The 23,132-nt window shown below is 61.3% G+C and carries 11 protein-coding genes; 9 read left to right on the plus strand and 2 right to left on the minus strand.

Going from position 1 to position 23,132, the window contains the following annotated elements; translation table 11 throughout:
- Positions 1-20: 20 nt before the first annotated feature.
- Positions 21-1,544, minus strand: coding sequence for a fumarate hydratase (locus tag KVQ74_RS19490; protein ID WP_217832796.1), 1,524 nt, complete (start codon positions 1,542-1,544; stop codon positions 21-23).
- Between the two features lie 490 nt (positions 1,545-2,034).
- On the opposite strand from KVQ74_RS19490, the gene KVQ74_RS19495 reads away from it, so the two are divergent.
- Genes KVQ74_RS19495 through KVQ74_RS19505 form a run of 3 tightly spaced genes read left to right on the plus strand, consistent with a single transcriptional unit; the run spans position 2,035 to position 4,848 of the window.
- Complete coding sequence (locus tag KVQ74_RS19495) at positions 2,035-3,141, plus strand: GGDEF domain-containing protein (protein ID WP_217832797.1); 1,107 nt, start codon at positions 2,035-2,037, stop codon at positions 3,139-3,141.
- The gene (locus tag KVQ74_RS19500) at positions 3,134-4,069 is read left to right on the plus strand and encodes an iron-sulfur-binding ferredoxin reductase (RefSeq protein WP_217832798.1); all 936 of its coding nucleotides are present in this window, start codon (positions 3,134-3,136) and stop codon (positions 4,067-4,069) included. Before KVQ74_RS19495 ends, KVQ74_RS19500 begins: the two co-directional genes overlap by 8 nt.
- Positions 4,070-4,098: 29 nt before the next feature.
- Positions 4,099-4,848 (plus strand): enoyl-CoA hydratase-related protein, encoded by a 750-nt coding sequence (locus KVQ74_RS19505; RefSeq protein ID WP_217832799.1) that lies wholly within the window; start codon positions 4,099-4,101, stop codon positions 4,846-4,848.
- 73 nt (positions 4,849-4,921) lie between these two features.
- Here the strand turns inward: KVQ74_RS19505 and pyk are convergent, their stop codons facing one another.
- Positions 4,922-6,373 carry a pyruvate kinase gene (gene pyk / locus KVQ74_RS19510; protein ID WP_217832800.1) on the minus strand — a complete coding sequence of 484 codons (1,452 nt, stop codon included), beginning with the start codon at positions 6,371-6,373 and terminating at the stop codon, positions 4,922-4,924.
- 170 nt (positions 6,374-6,543) lie between these two features.
- Here pyk and KVQ74_RS19515 point away from each other — a divergent pair, with 170 nt between their 5' ends.
- From KVQ74_RS19515 to KVQ74_RS19540, 6 genes are all read left to right on the plus strand, one after another.
- Positions 6,544-6,930, plus strand: coding sequence for a tetratricopeptide repeat protein (locus tag KVQ74_RS19515; RefSeq protein ID WP_217832801.1), 387 nt, complete (start codon positions 6,544-6,546; stop codon positions 6,928-6,930).
- A gap of 230 nt (positions 6,931-7,160) precedes the next feature.
- Complete coding sequence (locus tag KVQ74_RS19520) at positions 7,161-7,520, plus strand: PilZ domain-containing protein (protein WP_217832802.1); 360 nt, start codon at positions 7,161-7,163, stop codon at positions 7,518-7,520.
- A 596-nt stretch (positions 7,521-8,116) separates the two neighbouring features.
- Entirely contained in the window at positions 8,117-10,933 is a 2,817-nt protein-coding gene (locus tag KVQ74_RS19525) for an Ig-like domain-containing protein (RefSeq protein ID WP_217832803.1), read from the plus strand.
- A gap of 118 nt (positions 10,934-11,051) precedes the next feature.
- Positions 11,052-14,675 carry a Tc toxin subunit A gene (locus KVQ74_RS19530; RefSeq protein WP_217832804.1) on the plus strand — a complete coding sequence of 1,208 codons (3,624 nt, stop codon included), beginning with the start codon at positions 11,052-11,054 and terminating at the stop codon, positions 14,673-14,675.
- Positions 14,676-14,729: 54 nt separating this feature from the next.
- A complete protein-coding gene (locus KVQ74_RS19535; RefSeq protein WP_217832805.1) occupies positions 14,730-18,812 on the plus strand; it encodes a Tc toxin subunit A-related protein in 4,083 nt (1,360 codons plus the stop codon).
- Positions 18,805-23,127 carry an Ig-like domain-containing protein gene (locus KVQ74_RS19540; RefSeq protein ID WP_217832806.1) on the plus strand — a complete coding sequence of 1,441 codons (4,323 nt, stop codon included), beginning with the start codon at positions 18,805-18,807 and terminating at the stop codon, positions 23,125-23,127. The genes KVQ74_RS19535 and KVQ74_RS19540 overlap by 8 nt, the downstream gene beginning before the upstream one ends.
- Positions 23,128-23,132: the final 5 nt, after the last annotated feature.

Here is a 23,132-nt window from a genome sequence, read left to right on the forward strand (position 1 = left end):
CTTTTTATCGGAGCTGAAGCTTACTGCACTTCAACCGCCAGGCTTTCGCTGATCTTCTGTTGCCAGATCGCAGGGCCGGTGATGTGTACCGATTCACCTTTGCTGTCCACCGCGACGGTGACCGGCATGTCCTTGACCTCGAACTCGTAGATCGCTTCCATGCCCAGCTCGGCGAATGCCAATACCTTGGACTTCTTGATCGCCTGGGCCACCAGGTAGGCGGCGCCGCCGACGGCCATCAGGTACACGGCCTTGCTGTCCTTGATCGCGTCGATGGCGGTCGGGCCTCGTTCGGACTTGCCGATCATGCCCAGCAGGCCAGTCTGCTCGAGGATCTGACGGGTGAACTTGTCCATCCGCGTCGCGGTGGTCGGACCGGCCGGGCCAACCACTTCGTCACCGACCGGATCAACCGGGCCGACGTAGTAGATGAAACGACCTTTCAGATCCACCGGCAGGGTTTCGCCCTTGTTCAGCATCTCGACCATGCGCTTGTGCGCGGCGTCGCGACCGGTGAGCATCTTGCCGTTGAGCAGGACGGTTTCGCCCGGCTTCCAGCTCTGCACGTCTTCCGGGGTCAGGGTGTCGAGGTTGACACGACGGGCCGACGGGCCGGCTTCCCAGACGATTTCCGGGTAGGCGTCCAGCGGCGGCGCTTCCAGCGAGGCCGGGCCGGAACCGTCGAGCACGAAGTGCGCGTGACGGGTGGCGGCGCAGTTCGGGATCATGCACACCGGCAGGGAGGCGGCGTGAGTCGGGTAGTCCATGATCTTCACGTCGAGCACGGTGGTCAGGCCACCGAGGCCCTGGGCGCCGATGCCCAACTGGTTGACCTTCTCGAACAGCTCCAGACGCATTTCTTCAATGCGGTTCTGCGGGCCACGGGCTTTCAGCTCATGGATGTCGATGGATTCCATCAACACTTCCTTGGCCATCACTGCGGCTTTCTCGGCGGTGCCGCCGATGCCGATGCCCAGCATGCCCGGTGGGCACCAGCCGGCGCCCATGGTCGGAACGGTCTTGAGCACCCAGTCGACGATCGAGTCGGACGGGTTGAGCATGGCCATTTTCGACTTGTTCTCGGAGCCGCCGCCCTTGGCCGCCACGTCCACTTCCACGGTGTTGCCCGGGACGATGGAGTAGTGGATGACCGCCGGGGTGTTGTCCTTGGTGTTTTTCCGGGCGCCTGCCGGGTCGGCCAGGATCGAGGCACGCAGGACGTTTTCCGGCAGGTTGTAGGCGCGGCGCACGCCTTCGTTGATCATGTCGTCCAGGCTCATGGTCGCGCCATCCCAACGCACGTCCATGCCCACACGCACGAACACGGTCACGATGCCGGTGTCCTGGCAGATCGGCCGGTGGCCGGTGGCGCACATGCGCGAGTTGATCAGGATCTGCGCCATCGAGTCACGGGCCGCTGGCGATTCTTCGCGCAGGTAGGCTTCGTGCATCGCCTGGATGAAGTCCACGGGGTGGTAGTAGGAAATGAATTGCAGGGCGTCGGCAACGCTCTGAATCAGGTCATCTTGCTTGATCACGGTCATGAGTCGCGCTCCTCTAAAAGACGGGAACATTCAATAAGGTGCCTGCGGCTTGGGTGCATCGGTCGGTCGCAAGCACCTTTCAAGGCACGCCGGGGCTGCTGGCGCGACGCTAAAAAGGCGCGGCAGTATACCGCGCCTCCCCGGCGCTGACACGCGCCGACAGTCATTCGTTGGTCGCATGAGTGGGCGAATATCGGGCAGGGGGGGTGCACGTCGAGCCATCCCCAAGGGACGAGGGGGAAAGCGCAAACCGGCGTTCGGCGCGATATTTCAGGTCGGTGTATCTCGAAGGAACACCCCGGTCAGTTCCCTCTCCCTCCGTGAGAGGGTCAGGGTGAGGGGGCTTTCGGCTGCCCACGCCGGTCATGCATTTGACGCCAATTTTTGCGCCCGAAAATCGATGGTGATTTTTTTCTCACGCCACTAAAGTGGCATCCGGTCTGTAGAGTAGGACACTCGGTCAGCCTTCCATCGCACGGTGAGTCAACGATTGACCCATAACGCCATCCAGCGCCTTTTGCTTAAACGTTTCGCCCTTGCCGCAGCCACCTATGGATTGGCCTTGCTGTTGCTGTGGCTCGCGTTTTTTACCGGACATTACGAAGAACCGCTGGCAGACGTGGCCATTGGCAGCGCGCTGGTGGTCATCACTCAGGCCGGGTTGTTCGCCCTGTTCTGGTCGGGGCGCAACCTGCGCTTTCGCGACCCGAGCCTGACCGAAGCCCAAGTGCTGCTCGGCCTCGGCTGGCAGACGTGGCTGATCGCGCATCTGGACGATGCCCGGGGCACGTTCCTGGTGTTCTACGTGCTGATTCTGCTGTTCGGCCTGTTCCATTTATCCCGGCGCGCGTTCGTGCGATGCGCGTTGCTGGTGTTCTTCAGTTTCTGCGCCATTACCCTGTGGGATGGCTACCACATGCGCCTGGCGGACCCGGCGCTGTCGGCATTGCAGGTGTGCGTGCTGCTGATGGTGCTGGCGTGGCTGGTGCTGTACGCGCGCTTCGTCCAGTTGTCGCGGCAACGCATGCGCCAGCGGCGGTTCGCCTTGCAGGCGCACCAGGACACCCTGCGCGGGATGATGCGTCAGCTGGAGGATCTGGTTGCCACCGACGAATTGACCGGCCTGTTCAATCGCCGGCACTTCCTGCGCCTGGCTTCCCGTGAGCTCAATGCGATGGAAGCCGGGGTGGTGCATGGCCTGGCGCTGATCGACCTCGACCACTTCAAACGCATCAACGACCTGCACGGTCACGCGGCCGGCGATCAGGTGCTGCAAGCCTTTGCCGGTGTGGCCGGGGCCTGTCTGCGCGACGGCGATGTGCTGGCGCGTTATGGTGGCGAGGAGTTCGTCGTGCTGCTGCCCGACTGCGACGCCGAACGCCTGACGGCCTGCTGCGAACGTCTGCGTATTGCGTTCACCGACGTCGAACTGGTCGGGCTGAATGTGAAGAGCCTCAGCCTGTCGGCGGGCATGACTCTGCTCGAACTGGGCGATGAGCTGGACGATGCCTTGCAGCGTGCCGATCAGGCGCTGTACCGGGCCAAGCGCGACGGCCGCAATCGCTGCGCGGCCGCGTGGGAGAACGTCGATGCCTGAATTGCGGGTCGGTGAGCGGACATGGTCGGTGGCGGCGGGCAGCAACCTGCTCGATGCCCTCAACCAGAACGGCGTGGCGGTGCCCTACAGCTGCCGCGCCGGCAGTTGCCATGCGTGCCTGGTGCAATGTGTACAAGGCATGCCCGCCGACAGCCGCCCGGATGCCTTGAGCGTCGAGCAGCGTCAGCAGGGCTGGCGGCTGGCCTGTCAGTGTCAGGTGACCGAAGACTTGCAGATCCACGCCTTCGATCCGCAGGCCGATGGCCGTCCGGCGACGGTCGAGGCGCTGGACTGGCTCAGCGACAGCGTCCTGCGCTTGCGCCTGGTTGCACAACGGCCCCTGCGCTACAGTGCCGGCCAGCATATGGTGCTGTGGGCCGGTCATGTCGCGCGTCCCTATTCGCTGGCGAGCCTGCCCGAGGAAGACCGCTTTCTCGAATTCCATCTCGATTGCCGCCAGCCCGGCGAATTCAGCGACGCCGCGCGACGTTTGCAGATCGGCGATGCGATCCGTCTCGGCGAACTGCGTGGCGGGGCGCTGCATTACGATCCGGCCTGGCACGAGCGGCCACTCTGGCTACTGGCCGCCGGCACGGGCCTGGGGCCGTTGTTCGGGGTGTTGCGCGAAGCCTTGCGTCAGGATCACCGGGGCGCCATCCGGATCATTCATGTGGCCCATGACGCCGCCGGGCACTACCTGGCCAAACCCCTTGAAGCACTGGCCGCCCAGCGTGAAAACCTCGATGTCGAGCTGTGGACGACGGCCGAGTTGCCGGGCGCTTTGGCGCAACTGCGGCTTGTTTCCCGGCAAACCCTGGCCTTAGTCTGCGGCTCGACCGCCAGTGTCGACGCCTTCGCCCGGCGCCTGTACCTGGCCGGACTGCCGCGCAATCAACTGCTGGCCGACGTGTTCCTCAGCCGTGGTTGAGCGCTGACTTTTCAGACGCGAGACACGTCATGACTGAAGCCATCCTGCTGGAACGCGAACGCGGTTTGCTGACCCTGCGCCTCAACCGCCCGGACAAGAAAAACGCCCTGACCCGCGCCATGTACAGCCGTCTCGCCGAGGCCCTGAAACAGGCCGACAGCGACCCGCAGATCAACGCCGTGCTGATCACCGGCAGCGCCGAATGCTTCACTGCCGGTAACGACATCGCCGATTTCATCCAGCAACCGCCGAGCGACCTCGACAGCCCGGTGTTTCACTTCATGCTCAACCTGCTCGAATGCCGCAAACCGGTGGTGGCCGCCGTGGCGGGCGCTGCGGTGGGGATTGGTACGACGCTGTTGCTGCATTGCGATCTGGTCTACGTCAGCCGCGATGCGCGTCTGCGCATGCCGTTCGTCAACCTGGGCCTGTGCCCGGAATTTGCGTCCAGCCTGATCCTGCCGCGTTTGCTCGGGCACGCCAAAGCGGCCGAGTTGCTGTTGCTGGGTGAAGGTTTTACCGGTGAACAAGCGGCGGCGTGGGGAATTGCCACCGAGGCGCTGGGCAGCGGGGAAGCGGCGTTGGCCAAGGCGCGGGAGATGGCGTTGCGTTTCGACGAAATGCCGGTGGAGGCGGTGCGTATCAGCAAGCAACTGATGAAGTCGCCGGATCGTGGGTTGATTCGTCAGGTGATTGAAGAGGAGGGGGCGTTGTTTACCCAGCGGTTGCGCTCGCCGGAAGCGTTGGCAGCGTTGACCGGGTTTATCAAACGGCACTGAGAAGCCAAGCCTCACCCGAAACGAAAAAGCCCCGACACTCACATGCCGGGGCTTCTGGTTTTCAGCGTGTCACTCAGACCTGCGGATCGCCAACGTGCAGGATCTTCATGCCGTTGGTGCCGCCGGTGGTGTGATAGCTGTCGCCCTTGGTCAGGATGACCCAGTCGCCTTTCTCCACGACGCCACGTTTGGTCAGCTCGTCGATGGCTTTCTGGCTGACTTCGTGCGGCTCCAGCGAGGCCGGGTCGAACGGGATGGTGTACACGCCACGGAACATCGCCGCGCGGGCCTGGGCTTCACGGTGCGGGGTGAAGCAGTAGATCGGCACCGAAGAACGGATACGCGACATGATCAGCGGGGTGTAGCCGCTTTCGGTCAGCGCGATGATCGCCTTGACGCCCGGGAAGTGGTTGGCGGTGTACATGGTCGCCAGCGCGATGCTTTCGTCGCAGCGCTCGAATTCCTTGCCGATACGGTGGCTGGAAGTCTTGCCGGTCGGGTGCTTTTCAGCGCCGACGCAGATGCGCGCCATGGCCTGCACGGCTTCCAGCGGGTACTGACCGGCAGCGGATTCGGCGGAGAGCATCACGGCGTCGGTGTAGTCGAGCACGGCGTTGGCTACGTCGGACACTTCGGCGCGGGTCGGCATCGGGTTCTGGATCATCGACTCCATCATCTGGGTCGCGACGATCACCGCCTTGTTGTGGCGGCGTGCATGCAGAATTATTTTCTTCTGAATGCCCACCAGCTCGGCGTCGCCGATTTCCACACCCAGGTCACCACGGGCCACCATCACCGCGTCGGAAGCCTTGATCAGGCCGTCGAGGGTTTCGTCGTCGGCCACGGCTTCGGCGCGTTCGATCTTCGCCACCAGCCAGGCAGTGCCGCCGGCTTCGTCGCGCAGTTGACGGGCGTATTCCATGTCGGCGGCGTCACGCGGGAAGGACACGGCGAGGTAGTCGACTTCCATTTCCGCAGCGAGCTTGATGTCGGCCTTGTCTTTTTCAGTCAGGGCCGGAGCGGTCAGACCGCCACCGCGACGGTTGATGCCTTTGTGGTCGGACAGCGGGCCGCCGATGGTCACCACGCAGTTCAGCTCGGTGGCGGTGGCGGTTTCGACGCGCATTACTACGCGGCCGTCGTCGAGCAGCAGCTCGTCGCCCACGCCGCAGTCCTTGACCAGATCCGGGTAGTCGATACCGACCACCTGCTGGTTGCCTTCGGTCAGCGGATGGCTGGTGGAGAAGGTGAACTTGTCACCGATCTTCAGCTCGATGCGCTTGTTGGCGAATTTGGCGATACGGATTTTCGGGCCTTGCAGGTCACCCAGCAGGGCGACGAAGCGGCCATGTTTGGCAGCGAGGTCACGCACCAGTTTCGCGCGAGCCTTGTGCTCGTCGGGGGTGCCGTGGGAGAAGTTCAGACGGGCAACGTCCAGGCCAGCCAGAATCAGCTGTTCGAGAACTTCCGGCGAGTTACTGGCCGGGCCAAGGGTAGCGACGATTTTGGTACGACGGACGGACATGCAAGGTCTCCTGAGTTCAAGCGCCAGCGAAGGCTACTATGCTCTTGGGGTGTAGTCATTGTTCGTTTGCACTACTTATTCTTTTCTTTATTGAACACGACAATCGGCACAAACGGTTCTGAAGATTTCCCGCCCGAGGTCGATACAGAGCACAAGACAGGAGATCTCCCATGCGATTCGTGCCCATTGCCGCCCTTGCCCTTGCTGTTATCAGCGTCACGGGCTGCACCCGTTGGTCGATGAACCATCATTTGAATAATGCCTACAGCGCCTATGACCGGGGCAATTGCGAGCAGGTGATGCTCGAACTGTCCAAGGTCGAACGCGCCAGCCGTGCCCGACCTTATGTGTGGCCGGAAGTGTCGATGATGCGCGGCCAGTGCCTGGAACGGCAAAAAATGTTCGTCGATGCGGCGCAGACCTACCAGTTCATCATCGCCTCGTACCCCAACAGCGAATACGCCTACCGCGCCCGCGCGCGCCTGGAAACCCTGCAGAGCCTGGGCCACTACCCGACTCGCAGCGAAGCCGCCGTGGTGCGTCCGACCCGCTTCTGATGACAGATGTCATACAAAAGCTGGCTGTGTGTACAACGTGAGCTATAGTCGAATGACACCGGTCCGGAACCTTGAATCCAGACTGGCGCAACACCTGCGACTGGCAGAGGTCGACGTGACGGCGTTGTAGCGACCGTCACACCGGGAGCGGGGAGAGCGTACCTGCCACGCAGGTTCGTTCCGAAGCGAAAGTGTGGCTCCGTCAGGAGCCTTGCAGGGCGATACTGCGCATGTTTACCGACCGTCGAATCGAACGGCACCAGCTGCCGTATTTTCTGCGAGTGTTCAACAGCGTCACCGATAAGCCCATCGGGTTTCTCGGCAATGTCTCCGAAGACGGGCTGATGCTCATCAGCCAGCTGCCGATGATGATCGGTGCCGAATTCAATCTGCGTCTGAAGATCCCGGTGGGCGAGGGCTGCCTGCAGGTGATCGACCTCTGTGCGTGTTGCCTGTGGTGCCACGAAGACGCGACCCCCCTGCATTACGACGCCGGCTTCAGCCTGCAACGGGCGCCGCCGGAATATGGGCAACTGGTCGAGGCATTGAAGCAATACTTCAGTTTTCAGCCGTTGCCTGCTTCGGCCTGAGGGCCGGGCTGCCTTTACCAGGGTCTTCGCGGGCAAGCCCGCTCCCACTTGCAATCTGTTGCCTGGTGGGAGCGGGCTTGCCCGCGAAGGCGTCACTCCAGACACCTTTCCATCCAGCGCTGGTTATCCAGGGTTCTCTCAACACCTGACCTGTGACCAAACTGGCGGGTGTCGGCTGCAAGCAGGTCAGTCGACCGGGAGTGCACGTACCGGCACGCCCTGAGGCGCCCTGCGAACAGCCACCCTCAAGTACGGGGATAGGGAATACCCGACTGAATGACGCTGATGCGCAACGTGCTGAGAACCCCGGGCGACTGAACCCGATCGCTGATTGGCAGCGACGCGAACCAAGTTACGGGGCAGCGCCAAGGCGCACAAGCCGGCGGTTTCTGAGGAATGTGTAGGCAAAGGTGCAAGACGCCGTAGCCCCGCGCTGACGGATGAAAGACCCTGCCGGGTGGGGTTGTGGGAAAGGTTACCGTTGGTCGGGACTGTCAGAACTGTCAGGTGTGGAAGTGCAAGGGGTTGTTCTTCAATCAGGGCAAGGATTTTCCTGCCCCCTGCATTGATACCCTTGAACAGCCCCGGAGACAGCTATGGGCACAATAAATGACGGTATGGATAAAGAGCCGCTTGGCGATTCTCAGGGGGTATCTGATGGGGTTGGCTCCGCACCTCCGCCACCCATTATCAACCTGATCAAGAACATTGCCGGCTCACCTTATGCTGTCGCGGGTACAGGTGTCTCCGGAGCCCAGGTTGGAATTGTCATCGGTAATACGGATGTAATCATAGGGACTGCCAATGTCAGGTCCGGAATATGGAATACGGCGATCAGTTATCCGGCCAATGTCAACAAAAGCAGCATCCAGGCATTTCAAACCGTCGACAATCAAGGTTCTGCGCGCACAGCGGTCATGGAGATCTATCGGGCAGTCTTGACCTATCCGAAACCCAGCGACACTACACCCACTGAAGGTCTGGTTTTCCGTGGCATTGGCGCTCCCGGTTCGACGGTGCTTGTCGTCAAGTCACCTCCCAATCACGGTGAAGTTCTCAGCGCTCAATCCAGCATTGATGGTCAAGGCAACTGGCAAGCGCCTCTTACTGCGCGTTTGCCTAGTGGTTCGGTGTCGGTCAGTGCTTTGGTTTCTTACGCCGGTACGACCAGCATCTATACATTGCCGGTGATCTTCAGCGCACAGGCCCCCGTCGTCATCACCAGTCCGGCAGCCGGTTCAACCCAGAACAGTCCCTTCACGCTGGGTGGCACAGGCGGAGTGGGTGGAGCCCTCATGGAGGTCTTTCTCGACTTGAACCACTTCATCAAAGTCGGTGAAGCCCAAATCACCGGCAACATCTGGAGTGTGGCAGTGACAGTCGACCCGGGACGACGCTCACTGGTCGTCCGGCAGACCGATAAAACCGTCCCGTCCGACTTCAGCCAGCCGCGATCCTTTGACGTTCGTCCGCCCGCCGTGAGCAAAGTCGATGTCAGCGTTCCTGGCGCAACCACCGTGAAGTTCGAGGGTGACGGTTACGAAGGTGCCACTGTCGTGATCAGCGTGGTCAGCGGCCCCGGTGGCGCGGCCCCGGCGCAGGCAACGGTGGTCGGTGGCAAGTGGCAGACCAGCGCAACGAACTGGCCCAACGGTCTGTACCGGATGAGTGCGATTCAAAAGGTGCCCGACAACGCGGGTGGCTGGATCGAGTCGGCGCCCTTTGCGTTCGAGTACCTGTTCAATTTTCCGCTGCCCTACGAGGTGAGTGCCACGCCGGAGTACTGGACAACCCTGTCCGGCAAAGGTGTGTTGGGCGCTACCGTGTCGCTTTATGAAGTCGATGGCATCACCCGGATTGCCCCGGATGTCCGGGTTGGTTCCGATAACCGGTGGTCAAGCAAAGCCTATGTCGAGTGGGGGCCAACCTTTGACCGGATCGTTCGTGTCCGCCAGGGGTTGAATAATCAGCAATCCGCCGACGTCGAGTACAAAGTCCGCATCCCGCCGAGGGCACCTGGCATTGACAGGGTTCCACCCGAGGGGTTGTCACCCACCTTCACCGGCAGCTGTGAGTCGGGTGCCCAGGTGAATCTCTTGTTCAGCGGCAGCAGCACCTTGCATTCCGCCGTGGTGAGCGGCCGGACATGGTCGTTTCAGCGTGCGCAGCCGTTTGCTCCGGGTGTCGAACATACCGTCACCGCGACTCAAGTGGCGGCCCAGCAGACCTCGCCGGCGGCGACTGTAACTTTCCTGCTCTTTCTGCCCATGATCCCGCCGGTCATCACCGAACCGGAAAAGGATTCCGACGTCGGTCGTGACGTGACCTTCCGAGGCACGGACGGCATGAAAGGGGCCACGCTGTTCTTGTTTGATTACTTGAGCGGTAGCGACCTGGGTTCGGCCACGCTGACTGCCGACGGGCCGTGGGAAATCACCCTGGAGAAACTGAAATTCGGCCGTTGGGTGGTGCGGGCAAGACAGGAGATCGACGGCCAGGTATCGGCGGACAGCGATTCACACCCCTTTCATGTGGTGTTGCTCGCGCCAGGTTTCACTTCTCCGATAGAGGACGGCAGGTTGACGCGTACCTCGATGATCGAGGGGGAAGGCATGCCGTTGGGGGCCGTCGATGTTTTTCTGCAAGGCGCTGCCGAGCCTTTGTTCGAAAGGCTGCCGATCGACATCAACGGCAAATGGAGGCGCGAAGTGACATTGCCGGTGGGGCATAAAACCCTTTGGGCCAGACAGTATTTCGAAGACCAGACCTCCAGGGACAGCTGGCCGTGCAACTACAGCGTGGTTCCGGAGCCTCCGGTGCTGGAGACCCCGGTATCGGGAGCGCATGTCGGTCAGGGCGAGGTCGCATCAGGCTTCGGCGTGCCGGGGGACACCATCATCGTCTGGTTGATTTATGTCGGAGCGGTGAAGGCAGGAGAAACCACGGTGCAGGCCGACCGAACCTGGTCGGTGGCCCTGGATATCAGGCAACCCTCGCGTGAAAACAGCTTGCATGCGACGGCCACATGCGACGGTTTCAGCTCGGACGGCTCCGATGCGCGGAACGTGATTCTGGGTACTTACCGGCCCGTCTTCGAGAAACCCGCCGAAGGGCAATACGTCAGTGATCCGGTGTCTTTCTCTGGTCAGGGCCGGGCCGGCACGATGCGGGTCCGCAGTTGGTTCAACCCTGAGCGGGAGTGGCTGGCGGCTGGGGTTGCCGGCGGTATCTGGCAGGGCGAGGCTATGGCCGCGCTACCGCCTGGCGGCCATTGGTGCCAGATCCAGCAGTCCCTGACCGACGACGCGGGTGGTGCGACGATTTCCGACCGTGTCATGAGTTCGCGCTTTGAAGTGCTTGCGTCGGCGCCAGAGCAAAACATACACCGATCGTCCGATAAACGGTCGACCTGACTGTCATTTCTGACAGTAGACGAAAGCAGGCGACGGGCGCCAAATCGAATCAACCGAACACATGAACTGCCGAACAAAAGCAGCTCGTCGGGATGGCTTTTGCCGCAAGGAAATCACCATGGCCAAGAACCGCAAACGTCCTGCCGAGCAACTCTATGAACAGTTGTTCGCGACGCGCACGCGCGGCAAGAAATACCCCGACTTGAGCGCCTATCTGAGTGCGGGCGGTTCGATTTTTCCTCTGGTGGAAAAGGGTGTTCACGGCCTCGTGAAGGACTACCGGATGAGCCGTGAAGATGCGCAGGCGTTCCTGCGCCAGGCCAGCAGTATGGCCATCTACGTCAGGCGCCGGTTCATCGAACATACCTTGACGGGCCGCAAGCAGGAAAAAACCGCAGCCGGACAGGAAAGTGCCTCATCGAGCGGGCTGCTGTCGATGGTTGCGGGGCCGACTTTCGAGACGTTGCTCAACCCCGACTTCGACGGCTCCTGCCCACCGACCGCGCTGGAAAGCCTCTGGTCGCCGGTGGCTTATCTGGTCGAGTTGTTGCAGTGGGTCAGCGGACGTATCGAGAGCGTCGGTGACACCGAGGCGGACTACCTGCTGCATAACCGGCGCACTGACTTGAAGCAGTTGGTGGTTGATTTCAACGCGGTTTACCAGTCGGTCTCGGCGGTCGACATCATCAACCATGTGCTGGAAGTGTTCATCACGACCCATGGCACCGCGACCAATCTGGTGGACGCCCTGATCGAGGCGCGCTACCCCAATGACCTGCCTTACTTCCAGCATTGGGTCACCGTCGATGCGATCGCCGAGCATCTGGGCCTGTCGGTGGGTAATTTTGCCCACATGGTCGACCTGCAGTTTCCTTATTTTCTGCAGGTCGATGGCTGGGACGCCGATGCCGGCCGCGCGCTGGCCCATGCCTCGCGGCTGGGGCCTTACCAGCGAACATTGTTGACGCAAGCACGAGCGGTCTTTGCGGACCGGGAAGCCTTTTTCAACGAGAACTTCGGCTCCGATAATCTCGACAAGTACCAGAACCTCGATCAGGTCCAGTTCTTCGGTGAGCGGACTTCACTGGTGGTTGCCGATGTCGAGTCGCTCCTGGCGATTCGCGCTTTCGCACCGCAACGCTCGGCCAATGTGAAGTTCGCCGATACCGCGCCAGCCAGGCCGGAAAGCGAGCGCTTCGGCGCGGTGTACGTCAACGCCGCACAAGGCCCTGCCATCGATATCGTCGAGAACGGGCAGATTCAGAAACTCAATCTGGGACCCGACACGGAAGCCGATTTCGAGCGTTTCGATCGACTGAACCGCAAGGTGCGCCTGGACAAATGGCTGGGCCTGCGCAGTTTTGAGGTGGACACGATGCTGGTCTGCGCGATGAGCGCAGAAGTTCGCGGCGGGGCAAAAGCGGGCGAGTTGTGGATAACCGATAACGTGTTGCATGCGCTGGGACTGTTCCGGCTGCTGCGTGAACGCTATGGGTGTGCTGCTCTGGACTTCGCTGTGTTCCTGGACGAGATGCCGCGGTGGGGAATCGGTGATGAACTCTCGCTGTTTGATCAGGTGTTCAACGGCCAGGGCAACTATCGCCAGCCTTTGATGCTCGATGGCGAGGACTTTGCGGCGATACCCGCCGTGGGCAGCAGCGACCCGACCGTCATTCAGTTGTGCAGCGGTTTGCAGATCGATCTGCTGACCTACAGCTACCTGGCTGTGGCGATAGCCGAAGCGCAAGGGCTGGGTAGAAACCTGCAACGTACGCCAGCGGTGGTTTCCGCGTTTTATCGGTTGGTGAAGCTGGCGCGGATGCTGGGGGTTACCCCGGTCGAAATCGTACTGATGCTGACCTTGATGGGCGGCGGCAACAGCTGGCTCAACGGGTTGGCGGGGTTGCCCAAAATCAATACCGGCGCGGGCGATGCGCCGGATGTATTGAACCTGATCTATGCCCTGCATTCGTGCGTGAGCTGGTGCAAGGAGCGCAACCTGGCGGTACTCGGGATGCTGCAGATGGTGGCGGAGCCACCCGTCAGTGGCACAGCCTCCGCCGCGCAGCTGCAGTTTTTCGACAAGGTTGCCAGTCTGCTGCCGGCGGCCTTGTTGACCGATGCCGGATTCCTGATGGCCGACGTACCGCCCGTGCCCGTGGGGAACTGGCTCAGTCTGCTGGCTTCGCTGGCGGACGCCGATGGCCTGGTGCTCGCGATCACCGTGGATGAATCTCAATACCTGATCGAGGCTCGTCTGCGCCTGGACCGTGCGGTGCAGGATGGCCTGCCGGCGATGGCCACCGAACTGCGGGCGGCCATCGTCGAAAGAATGCTCGGTGTCCTGCTGCAAGCCAGGGAGGCACAAGTCTCGGTGGCCAGGGAGGCACTGGCCGTATTGACCGGCCTTGATCCCGAGCTGGCCATGGTCGTTCTGGCCTGGGCCGATGCCTCGGTCTATCGACTGTTGCGCGCGATCACCGAGCGAGGCGCGCAGAGCCCGCAAAGCGTGCGCGGTGAACGCTTCGTCGAAGGCGATCCGCTGCTCAGGATGTTGGCCAATGTGCAACGCCTCAGCGAGGTCGTCGCAACACTGGGGCTGAGTGTCGCCGTGTTGCAGGAGTATCTGGCTTACGGTCATCGGGCCTGGCTCGGCCAGTCGAGCAAACACGAGTTTTCGATGAGCACGCTCTATTACCTGACCGCGCTCACCCGTGCGTTCGAGATGAGCGAGCAGCCCGCGCAGGTTCTGCTGGACTACCTGCGCGCCGTCGACACTCTGCAAAGCAACATTGCCGGGGATTCGTTGAGGCTTGCCCAGGAGGCCAGCTACATCAAGCTGGCCGGGTTCTTTCGCTGGAGCGTTGTGGAGGTGCGCCAGTGCGTGGCCCGGATCGATCCGTCGCTCAAGATTCTGAAAACCCTGCGCCAACTGGATCTGTTGATGCGCATCCGCACGCTGGCCGCGCACAGCGGTATGGATGCCCGGACGATTTTTCTGCTTGGCAACTTGCCGGAGGCCATCGACAAGGAGGCCTATGCCGACGCCGCCGAGCACGCCCTGCTGAGCCAGTCGCAAGCGCGAGTAGTTGATCTTCAGCTTGTCGGTGACGTGGAGCAACTGGTCGTCAGGACCTGCACGGTGGATAACACCGAGGTCGTGGCCAACTCGGATAACACCATCACCTACACGGTGACGCTGAAGGATGCCGACGGCACGCCATTGAAGGGGATCAGGGTGTTCTGGCAAGCCAGCCTCGGCACCATTGCGACGAAGATCACCGATGAAAACGGCAAACTCAAGGCCGAGTTCGTCCCCGGTCAGGCACTGGGCAGCGACACGCCAGCGTTCTGGATGGATCTGTTCAAACCGGTCAACGCGCCGGAAGTTCGTGTGGTTCCCGACGCCTCGACACTGTTCTTCCCAGGCCCGTTGATGTCGCGAATTCCGCTGGCCAGCGTAGCGGCGGGCGAAGAAGTGCAGCTGTACGCCGAGCTGCGGGACGACTTCAAAAACCGTGGGCCGCACCAGCTCATCGAGTGGTTTTCCGAGCCTGCCGCAGGCGATGAAGGCAAGCCGGTCGTCATCCGGCCAGCGGGGCAATCCTTCACCGATCAGCAAGGGCTGACCAAGGTGTTTATCCACGCTCCTGAAGGCGGGACGTTCACGTTTTCCGTGCGCAGCCAGGGTAGCAACAACAGCGCGATTTTCGAACCGATCCGGTTCCTGCCGCCGGCTTGAGCCGGATCGCACGCGGCAGGTGCGGTTTCGTTCATTGCTTCAGGAGCAACGACCATGGCATCGATTGGCAATATCGGCGGGTTGCAGGAGAAGCGTCGTCAGGCGCTGCTCGCATACGCCATCGGGCAGCTTCGCAAGGACAACGTCAAAAAGTACCCGTTCGCCAGAACACCGGCCGACATGCTGGAGCTTCTGCGCCTGGATACGCTGGACAGTCATGCGGTGCAAAGCTCCTGGGTGGCCGAAGCGACGAGTTGTGTGCAGCAGTACATTCGTGCGGTGTATCACAAGCTCGAGCCTGGTTTCGAGGACACCGAGTTCGAGCCGAAGGATCTCGAGGCGTGGAAGTTTTCCGCTGACTACTCGACCTGGGCGGCGGTGAAAATACTCCAGACCTACCCGGAAAACGTCGTTCAGCCTTCGGTGCGTATCGGCAAGACCAGCCTGTTCAAAACCTTTGAAAACGACTTGAACCAGACCCGCCTGACGACTGACAGCGTGCAGACCGCGATGCAGGCGTATCTCGAAGCGTTCGTCAAAATCTGTGATCTGGAGATGATCAGCGCCTACATGCACGGCGTGTCGCCGGAGCTGGCGGTTTACTACTTCATCAGCCGTACGCGCAGCAGTCCGCCCCAATATTTCTGGCGAAAAGCCGAAGTCGAAGTGGGCGCCACTGAAACGGCCTTGAATCCGGCGGCATGGAGTGACCCGCTGCCCGTAGAGGTGGCCGTGGATGCCCAGGTGCTGGATATGCGGCTGGTGGTCTGGAATGGGCGGCTGTGTGTCGTGTGGGCCACCTGGCGCGACCGGGTCGAACACAAGGACGAGTTTCTCCCGGACAAACTGGACGTTTACCTGGCCTTCAAGCGCCAGAACGATCAGTGGTCACCGCCGACAACATTGCTCACGCGGGAATTTCAGGAAAAAACCTCTCCCGTCGGCGCCCGACTGATCGTCACGGTCTGGACGGATTATCAGATGCCCAAAGGCAAACTCGGGGTGTTGCTGACCAACGAAAAAACTGGCGTTGGCGCCATCCGGGAAAGCGTCGTGCGTGATGTGTTTTTACGGGCCATTGCCCATGACGATGGCGCTTGGCTGGAGCATGTGGCGAGTGACCGTTTCACGGGCGTCGACATGATTCAGCATCCGCTGATGAATCAGCCGCAGGTGGTGGCCAGTGATGCGCCGGCAGGCGCGCTGACGGATTTCCTGGGCCTGCACGCCACGGCGCATCGCGTCGGCAGCGATGATGTGCTGATTGTTCAGGGCTACTGCTGGTCGACAAGGCTTTCCGGAGCCGACGTTTCCCTGACGCTGGCCCTGCAAGGCGCGCTGCCCGGAGACCCTGCGCCACAGACCGCTGACTATCCACGGGCAGGAGGCTGGAGCAGCGTTTCGCAGGTTTTCACCCGGGCCAAGGGTTCCTGGACGCAACCGGTTGTCTTCACCTTTGGCAGTACCACCCAAGGCACAAAGCGTTTCGAAGTGCGGGTCAGGGATCTGACGGATTTCGTTGTTCCGACCCTGCTCAAGAACACGCGCAACGCGGCGCAGTTTCTATCATTCAACCAGGCGCACCTTGCGCTCAAGTTCACCCGGCTCAATACGCTCTTCAGCGCCGAACTGGTGGCGCGTGCCAGCATTTCCGTCGATGCCGTGCTTGACTGGTTCACTCAGTTCCTGGAAGAGCCAGGGCCTTCGAGTGCGCCGTTCGTTGAAACCAATGGCATGTTCGACAGCGCCAACGGCCGCAATGCCTGGGAATTGTTTTTTCACATGGCGCATCTGGTTGCCACGCGCCTGCGCGATGAGCAGCGTTTCCAGGAGGCGCTGGACTGGCTCAATTACCTGTTCGATCCCCAAGGGCCGGCCGACCCTGATGATCCTCCCGTGGACAACCCTAGACCGCCGTACTGGCGGTGCCGGGCATTGCACGGCGATGGCAATCCGGGACACGAAGCCTGGCGCCCGATGGACCCTGATGCCATTTGCTATGGAACCCCCCGGCACTACCAGATTCTGGTGTTCTGCGAATACGTCCAGACCCTGATTGCCAAGGGCGACTGGCACTATCGGCAACTGACTCGCGACAGTCTGGTCGCGGCCCGGCTGTGTTACGTCCATGCCGAGTTTCTGATGGGCAGGCAACCGTCGGTTCGCGCAGTGAACCGCTGGCAAACCATCCGGCTCGACGATCTCTTGACCGCCAGCGAATCACGCCCCCGGCTTGAGGCGTTTGAAAGCGCATTGGCGTTCAGCCTTGGCGATTTCCCGCTGGCGACCGATGCCGATGCCCGCTCGGGATTGCTCGGCTCCGAGATTTTCATAAATCCGCTCAACGAACAGTTGCTCCGGCTATACGCGTTGCCGGGCGAGCGCCTGGATAACCTGCGTAACAATCGCAGCATCGATGGCACGCCGTTGCTCATCGATTTGTTCTCTCCCCCCGCCGACCCTGGCCAGTTACTGCTCGATCTGGCTAGCGGAAACAGTGGTACGCCCAGAGCCATGGGCGGTCGTCTGAAAGTCGTCGCTTTCCGCTGGCGCATGTCGTTCGAGGTCGGGATGCGCGCTGCGCAGATGCTGTCGGACTTCGGCGCGCAGGTGTTGAGTCTGATGCAGCAGGCGGATCAGGCCGAACTACAGGAAACGCAGCAACAGCAACTGGTGGAGCTGGGCGACTTCGCGCAAAGAATGCAGGAACAGACCCTCGAACAACTGCGCCTGCAAGTCACTGCGCTGGAACAGAGCAGAGCCGTGGCCCAGGAACGTGCCGTCGCCTATGAGCAACGCTATGTCGAGGACGTATCGGCGGTCGAGTATGAGGTGATGGACAAGATCCAGTTATCCAAAGAGCTGTCACTCATCGCGTCCAGCATCAAACCGGTTGGCGCAGCCATTGCCGCGTTGCCGAAAATTTTTGGTTTGGCGAATGGTGGGCACCAGGTCGAGAAAGTCACCGATGCCGTGGTGTTCGGGCTGAACGTCGCCGCCTCGGTGCAGCAGATGGAGGCTGACAAGCAATCGGCGACGGCGGCTTACCGTCGCCGACGTGATGATTGGGGCCTGCAACGCGACCAGGCATTGGCGGAAGTGCGTGCGTTGAATGTGCAGATCAGCGCGCAGAGGCAGTCGGTCCTGGCGGCTGAAACCCATCTGGAGCAGACCCTGCGCGGGAACGCCCATGCCCTGATGCTCTACAACTTCCTGAAAAAACGGGCGACCCGGGCCGAGGTGTTCCGCTGGATGCTGGGGCAACTGAAGGCCCTGCAATATCAGGCTCACGATGCCGTGGTCAGCTTGTGTCGCAGTGCGCAGGCATCCATGAGTGCCGAGACCGGCGATTTCGATTCGCCGCGTCCCTTGCCCCAGGTCTGGCTGGACACCCGTCACGGTCTGACGTCCGGCGAGCATCTGCGGATGTGGCTGCTGGGCATGGAGCATGATTACATGCAGCGTTATCAGCGGCGCCTCGAACTGCGCAAAACCGTATCCCTGCGTCAATTGTTCAATGACACCGTGGAACCACAGTTCGCGCTCTACAACTGGGACGAAGCGCTGGCGCAGTTGAAGAGCAAGGGAACGCTGGATTTCTGCCTGACCCAGTTGCTGTTTGACCGTGACCATCCGGGGCATTACTGCCGGCAGATCTGTTCGGTCATGGTTCATCTGCCGGTCATGAAAGGCGCTTACCAGAATGTGCATGCGACGCTGGTGCAGATCAGCAGCAGGATCGCCACCCGGGCAACGGCCCAGTCGGTGGCCCATCTGCACCAGCCTGCGGGTTCCGTGGCGCCGGCCGATGTGTTGATCAACCTGCTGGCCAGCCAGTCAATCGTTGTCTCGACCGGGATCGCCGATAACGGCCTGACCGGTCAGAAGCCCGAGGAGGGCTTGCTCAATCCGTTCGAAAACACCGGGGCGGTTTCCTGCTGGCAGTTGAAGTTTCCCTGGCCGCTGAAAGCGCCGCAGAGCGCCATGCTGGCGTCGCTGACGGACATCATTCTGGAGATCTGTTTTACCGCCAGGGCGGGTGAGCCCACCTTCACGCGTCAGGTCGAGGACATGGTGACGCTCGCCGAGACCCCCGGTAAAAACCAGAAGCGCAAAGGAGAGAGTCGCCATGCGTAAACGGAATGTACGGGCGAACCAGAGTCTGGTGATCAACGGCGCATTCCGCCAGGCGTTGACCAATTGGACGGTGTTTCCCAGAGGCAGCCCCTGGGTTCAGGTGGTGGGGCAGGAGCACAACGGCCTGCCCGTCAGAACCCTGTCGGTCGGGAATGCTGCGTCCGTCAGCCAGGACGTCGTCGCGCCTCTGGACCCTGGGCCAAACGCGCTCTATGTCTTGAAGTTTCTGTGTGAGTCGCGCCATCCCGGCACGGGGCTGGTGCGCATCAGCAGCGAAGGGATGCCGCCCCTCGACATTCAGATTCCGCCGGGGCGGCAGCGCAACGAAGGGCAGCCGCTGGCCTTTGAACCTGACGAGTACGAAGTGGTGCTGGACCCGGCGTTCCGCGCGGGTGCCATGCTGACGTTCAGTATGACCAGCCCGCCGAGCGAGCCCGATGACTATAATTTTTTGCTGTACTTCACCGACATCGTCATCGAGCTGCACCTGCAACCGTTGGTGTTGCGGGCCTTCAGCCTCGACGACCAATCACACCCGCCGACGGCGTGGGTGCCGCTATGTCTGGGGGCACATGACCTTGGGGTTCATCAGCTAGTATTTGACGTCGCCGACGCCAATACCTGGCGGGGTACGGCTTACTCTCTGGCGGTCGATGACAATCCACTGGGGGCGATAGCCGCCGAGCCTGACTGGCCGGTGGATCATCCGCTGGACGTGCCGCGTTCACTGAGCTGCCCGCCGCTCGCCCTGACCGCGCCACACCCGCTGACCCTCACGCTGATCAACCAGTTCAGTGCCGATCCCTATGAGTTGAAGGCTTCGTTGTGGCATCACCGCCTGCAATTCCTGCAAGTGCAGGAGGCCGGGTATTTCCCGGTCCTGGAGCACAACGAGTCCGTCGAACTGGGCGTGCGCGTGGCCTCGTTTTACACGCGCGAACCCCTTGAGGGGCTGACCGTTACCTGGACCGTGGCCGGAACATCGATTCAGGTTGCGGCCGTCACGGACGCGGGTGGCTGGGCGTACTTTGTTTTCCAGCCAGACGTCGCGGGCACCTTTACCGTCGAGGCCTCGGTCGCGAGTCTTTTCTATGCGTCGGGTGTGGTGACGCAGAACCTGGAGGTGCGGGTGCTGGCGACAGATCCCTGGTCACAGGTGATGAGCGTTGTCGCTGGTGAGGCAAACCCTTGGGCGTTAAAGACGGGGTGGCCAAATCGGGGTTCGACTTATCCCCTGTTGGCAACGGTGCCGGAGACCTTGGTGGGAAGCGAAATATCGCTCGAGTGGAAGGGCGACTCCCAGGCGCAACTGAAGGTCGGCGTCAGCCCCGCGATCAAGGAAAATGTGCCGGTAACCTCTACTCGTGAACTGCTCTGGACACTGACCAGCGCAGATGAGCGGGATGGCAACTTCGAGTTGCAGTTGACCTGCTCGAAACTGCTCAGGCCATCGCCGTATAAAAGCATGCGCCTGGCACGCAACGAGATCGAGATTGGCGCCGTGCGCGAAGCTGACAAGGCGTGCGTGGTGGATGAGGGCGAGCGTGCGACGGTCCAACTGGAAGTGTTACATCGGCTGGCGACGGGGCAGGGTGAACCGGTGCAGGGCGCGCTGGCCAAATGGCGGCTGCCGGACGGAAGTTCTGTTGACTCGACCACGGGCGCGGGCGGTTGGGCGAGTTTCTCGTGGCAACCGACCAGCGCCGGAAACCATACCGTTGCGGTACAGATTCAGGCGCACCCGGATGCGATCCCGGTCGAAAGAACTTTCGTCATTACTGCGATTGCGACCAGCCCCTGGAAAAGCCACGTCAGGTTTTTCCTCGACGGTGTTGAAGTCGAGCGCAACACGCTGGGCTTGCTCTGTCACCGTGGACAGACCCACACCCTGAACGTCTTGCCGACTCCCGCCAGCCCCTGGATCGGAAAAAATATCAGCGTGCATTGGCGCAAGGCGGATCCTGTGATCGGTCTGTCCATCAGTGAGCTGGGGGCTGCGAAAACGCTGCTCGCGCAGGGGGTGGAATGGACCCTTTCATCGCCGATCGGCACCAGCCAGAGCAGGCCGTTCGAAGTGGAGTTGCGGATTGAGGGTGAGCCCGGTGTTCGCGAGTTGTCCGGACGTTTGCTGCACCCGGATCTCAGGGAGGAACTGAGCTTGCTGCTCGATCAGGTTTCAGCACACCTGAGCGGCCAGGCGTTTTATCCCTGCCTGGGCGCGCTGCACGGGTTCAGGGCGTTGCCCAACGCGCTCACGCCCTTGCTGGGACTGGACCTGTTTGTGCAATGGACGGGGACGCCGGCCGCCGAACTGGGGGCCACGATCACGCCCGTGCTGGATCGGCCACAGCCGTTGAATGCCGACGGGGCACAGTGGACGCTGGACTTTACCGGTGCGGTGGCCGGTCAATTCAACCTGACGCTGTCTGTGCCTCAGCTCGATTTTGTCGCGACGGCCACGCCGATGCGGCTGGCGCACAACAAACTCCGGCTGACCGAGCTACGCGATCCGGCGATAGACCCGGTCATCGGATTGGACAAGGCGTGGATCCGGGCCAGGGTTGTTTCGCATTTCACCGACAGGCCGGTAGCAGACGCGTCGGTGATATGGGAAGCCGAAGGTGAACGCATTGAGGTTCAGACCGACGCCGATGGCGCGAGCGGTTTTGCCTATGAGCCGAAAGCCGCCGGTGTCCATGTGGTCACGGGCTCGGTCCGCAGCCTTTTTGACAACTTTGAAGAGTCGCGCTCGACAGCGGCCAATGCCTTGGCCGTTGATCCCTGGGAGCAGATGTTCAGCGCTTTCGACGGACTGCCTGTCGATCGACTTGGAAACAAAACCTACTTTCCGCGCCGCAAAGCAGAACATGCGCTTGATGTTTCGGCACCCGAAGGCAATGCCCTGATCGGACGCACGCTGACCTTGGGAATGAGCGGCGATGCGCCAACCGCGCTGGGGGTCGCTTTCGTCCCGGCCAACACCCTGGGTCTGGCGCAAGTGTTCCACGGTGCCTTGCACTATCCGTTTTCCGTAAAGGATCTGAAGGACGGCAGTTGCGCGCTGCGTCTTGCTGCCGAGCGCCTGGCGCGCCTGTCGCCGCCGATGCACATGTCGGTGGGTTCTGGAGCTCTGGTATTGAACATTTCGGCTGAAAGCCGCACCGACCAGGCGCTGGACTGGGGACAGGAACTGGTTGAGCAGGTACGCGTGGTGTCTGGCATCAGCGGTAAGCCGATGGCGGGATGGACGGTCACCTGGTCTAGCCTGGAGCTGGGCGACGTGACCAGCGTGACCGATTTTTATGGTGTGGCGCGGATCCGCTTCGTACCGACAGTGCCCGGCCCGGCAAAATTGACCGCCAGAGTGGGTGATCAGGGCCATTCAGCGTCGGTGTCATTGGCATATACGCTGAACCCGCCCCGAGCCATCATTGAATTGGTCAGCGATACTCCGGGTGGTTATCCGGGAGATGAAGTGTCGGCGCGAGCCATGATCGTCTCGCCAGACACCGGCGAACCCCTGGCGGATGTCGTTGTGATGTGGACGTTTTCCGATAGCGTCCTTGCGTCAACGACCAGCAACGCCGAAGGTGTGGCCCATGTGACGTTCAAGATAACGGATGTCGGGCAGGGCGCTTTGAATGCAGTCGTCAAAGGCGGGGTCGGTGGTTGGGACATGAGAACGCTCGCGTTCGACATCTGGCGGCCCGAGTATTCTCCAACCCTTCTGACAACCGATGCTCCAGCCGTGTTTGTCGGCAGTACGTTGCATGCCAGCCTGAAAGTCGAAAATGCCCCGGCTGGAACCACGGTTAACTGGAGCTTCAGCGGCTTGCCGGACACCCAGTCCGTCACCGATGCAAATGGAATGGCAACCCAGGCATTCGTGCCCTTGGCGATTCCCGAGGGCAGCTTCGTGACGCTGACGGCCAGAGTGGGCGCTTCGCAGCTCTCGAAAGAGCTTTGTGTCAGCTCTGTCGATAATCCGGTTTACGCCAATACCACCGTTCAGATGAACAACATTCCTATTTTTTTGCCCCTGCAGTTTCCCGTGCCGATCAATCGCAACAAGAATATTGGAATCAAGGTCCTGGTCACTCGGGAAATGGTGAATGGCGAGCTGGCGATTTTTTCAAATGGTACATCTGTCCTGTTCGATCCCCCGGCGGGTACTTACCACAACGTCGTGGAGGGATTTACCTGGACCATGAGGGTCGACGATCCAGTAGATACCGATTTTGTCGCCGTCATTGTCGCGGAAGGGGTTGTTGGCTCGACCGGAATACGTTTCAAGATGACAGATGAAGGGGACTGAAAACA

The sequence above is a fragment of the Pseudomonas botevensis genome, from assembly GCF_019145475.1.
Classification (GTDB): Bacteria; Pseudomonadota; Gammaproteobacteria; order Pseudomonadales; family Pseudomonadaceae; genus Aquipseudomonas; species Aquipseudomonas botevensis.

Coding starts and splice junctions, on each gene's coding strand:
- KVQ74_RS19490 (WP_217832796.1), bottom strand. CDS start 1,544: ATGACCGTGATCAAGCAAGATGACCTGATTCAGAGCGTTGCCGACGCC.
- KVQ74_RS19500 (WP_217832798.1), top strand. CDS start 3,134: ATGCCTGAATTGCGGGTCGGTGAGCGGACATGGTCGGTGGCGGCGGGC.
- KVQ74_RS19505 (WP_217832799.1), top strand. CDS start 4,099: ATGACTGAAGCCATCCTGCTGGAACGCGAACGCGGTTTGCTGACCCTG.
- pyk (WP_217832800.1), bottom strand. CDS start 6,373: ATGTCCGTCCGTCGTACCAAAATCGTCGCTACCCTTGGCCCGGCCAGT.
- KVQ74_RS19515 (WP_217832801.1), top strand. CDS start 6,544: ATGCGATTCGTGCCCATTGCCGCCCTTGCCCTTGCTGTTATCAGCGTC.
- KVQ74_RS19520 (WP_217832802.1), top strand. CDS start 7,161: ATGTTTACCGACCGTCGAATCGAACGGCACCAGCTGCCGTATTTTCTG.
- KVQ74_RS19525 (WP_217832803.1), top strand. CDS start 8,117: ATGGGCACAATAAATGACGGTATGGATAAAGAGCCGCTTGGCGATTCT.
- KVQ74_RS19530 (WP_217832804.1), top strand. CDS start 11,052: ATGGCCAAGAACCGCAAACGTCCTGCCGAGCAACTCTATGAACAGTTG.
- KVQ74_RS19535 (WP_217832805.1), top strand. CDS start 14,730: ATGGCATCGATTGGCAATATCGGCGGGTTGCAGGAGAAGCGTCGTCAG.
- KVQ74_RS19540 (WP_217832806.1), top strand. CDS start 18,805: ATGCGTAAACGGAATGTACGGGCGAACCAGAGTCTGGTGATCAACGGC.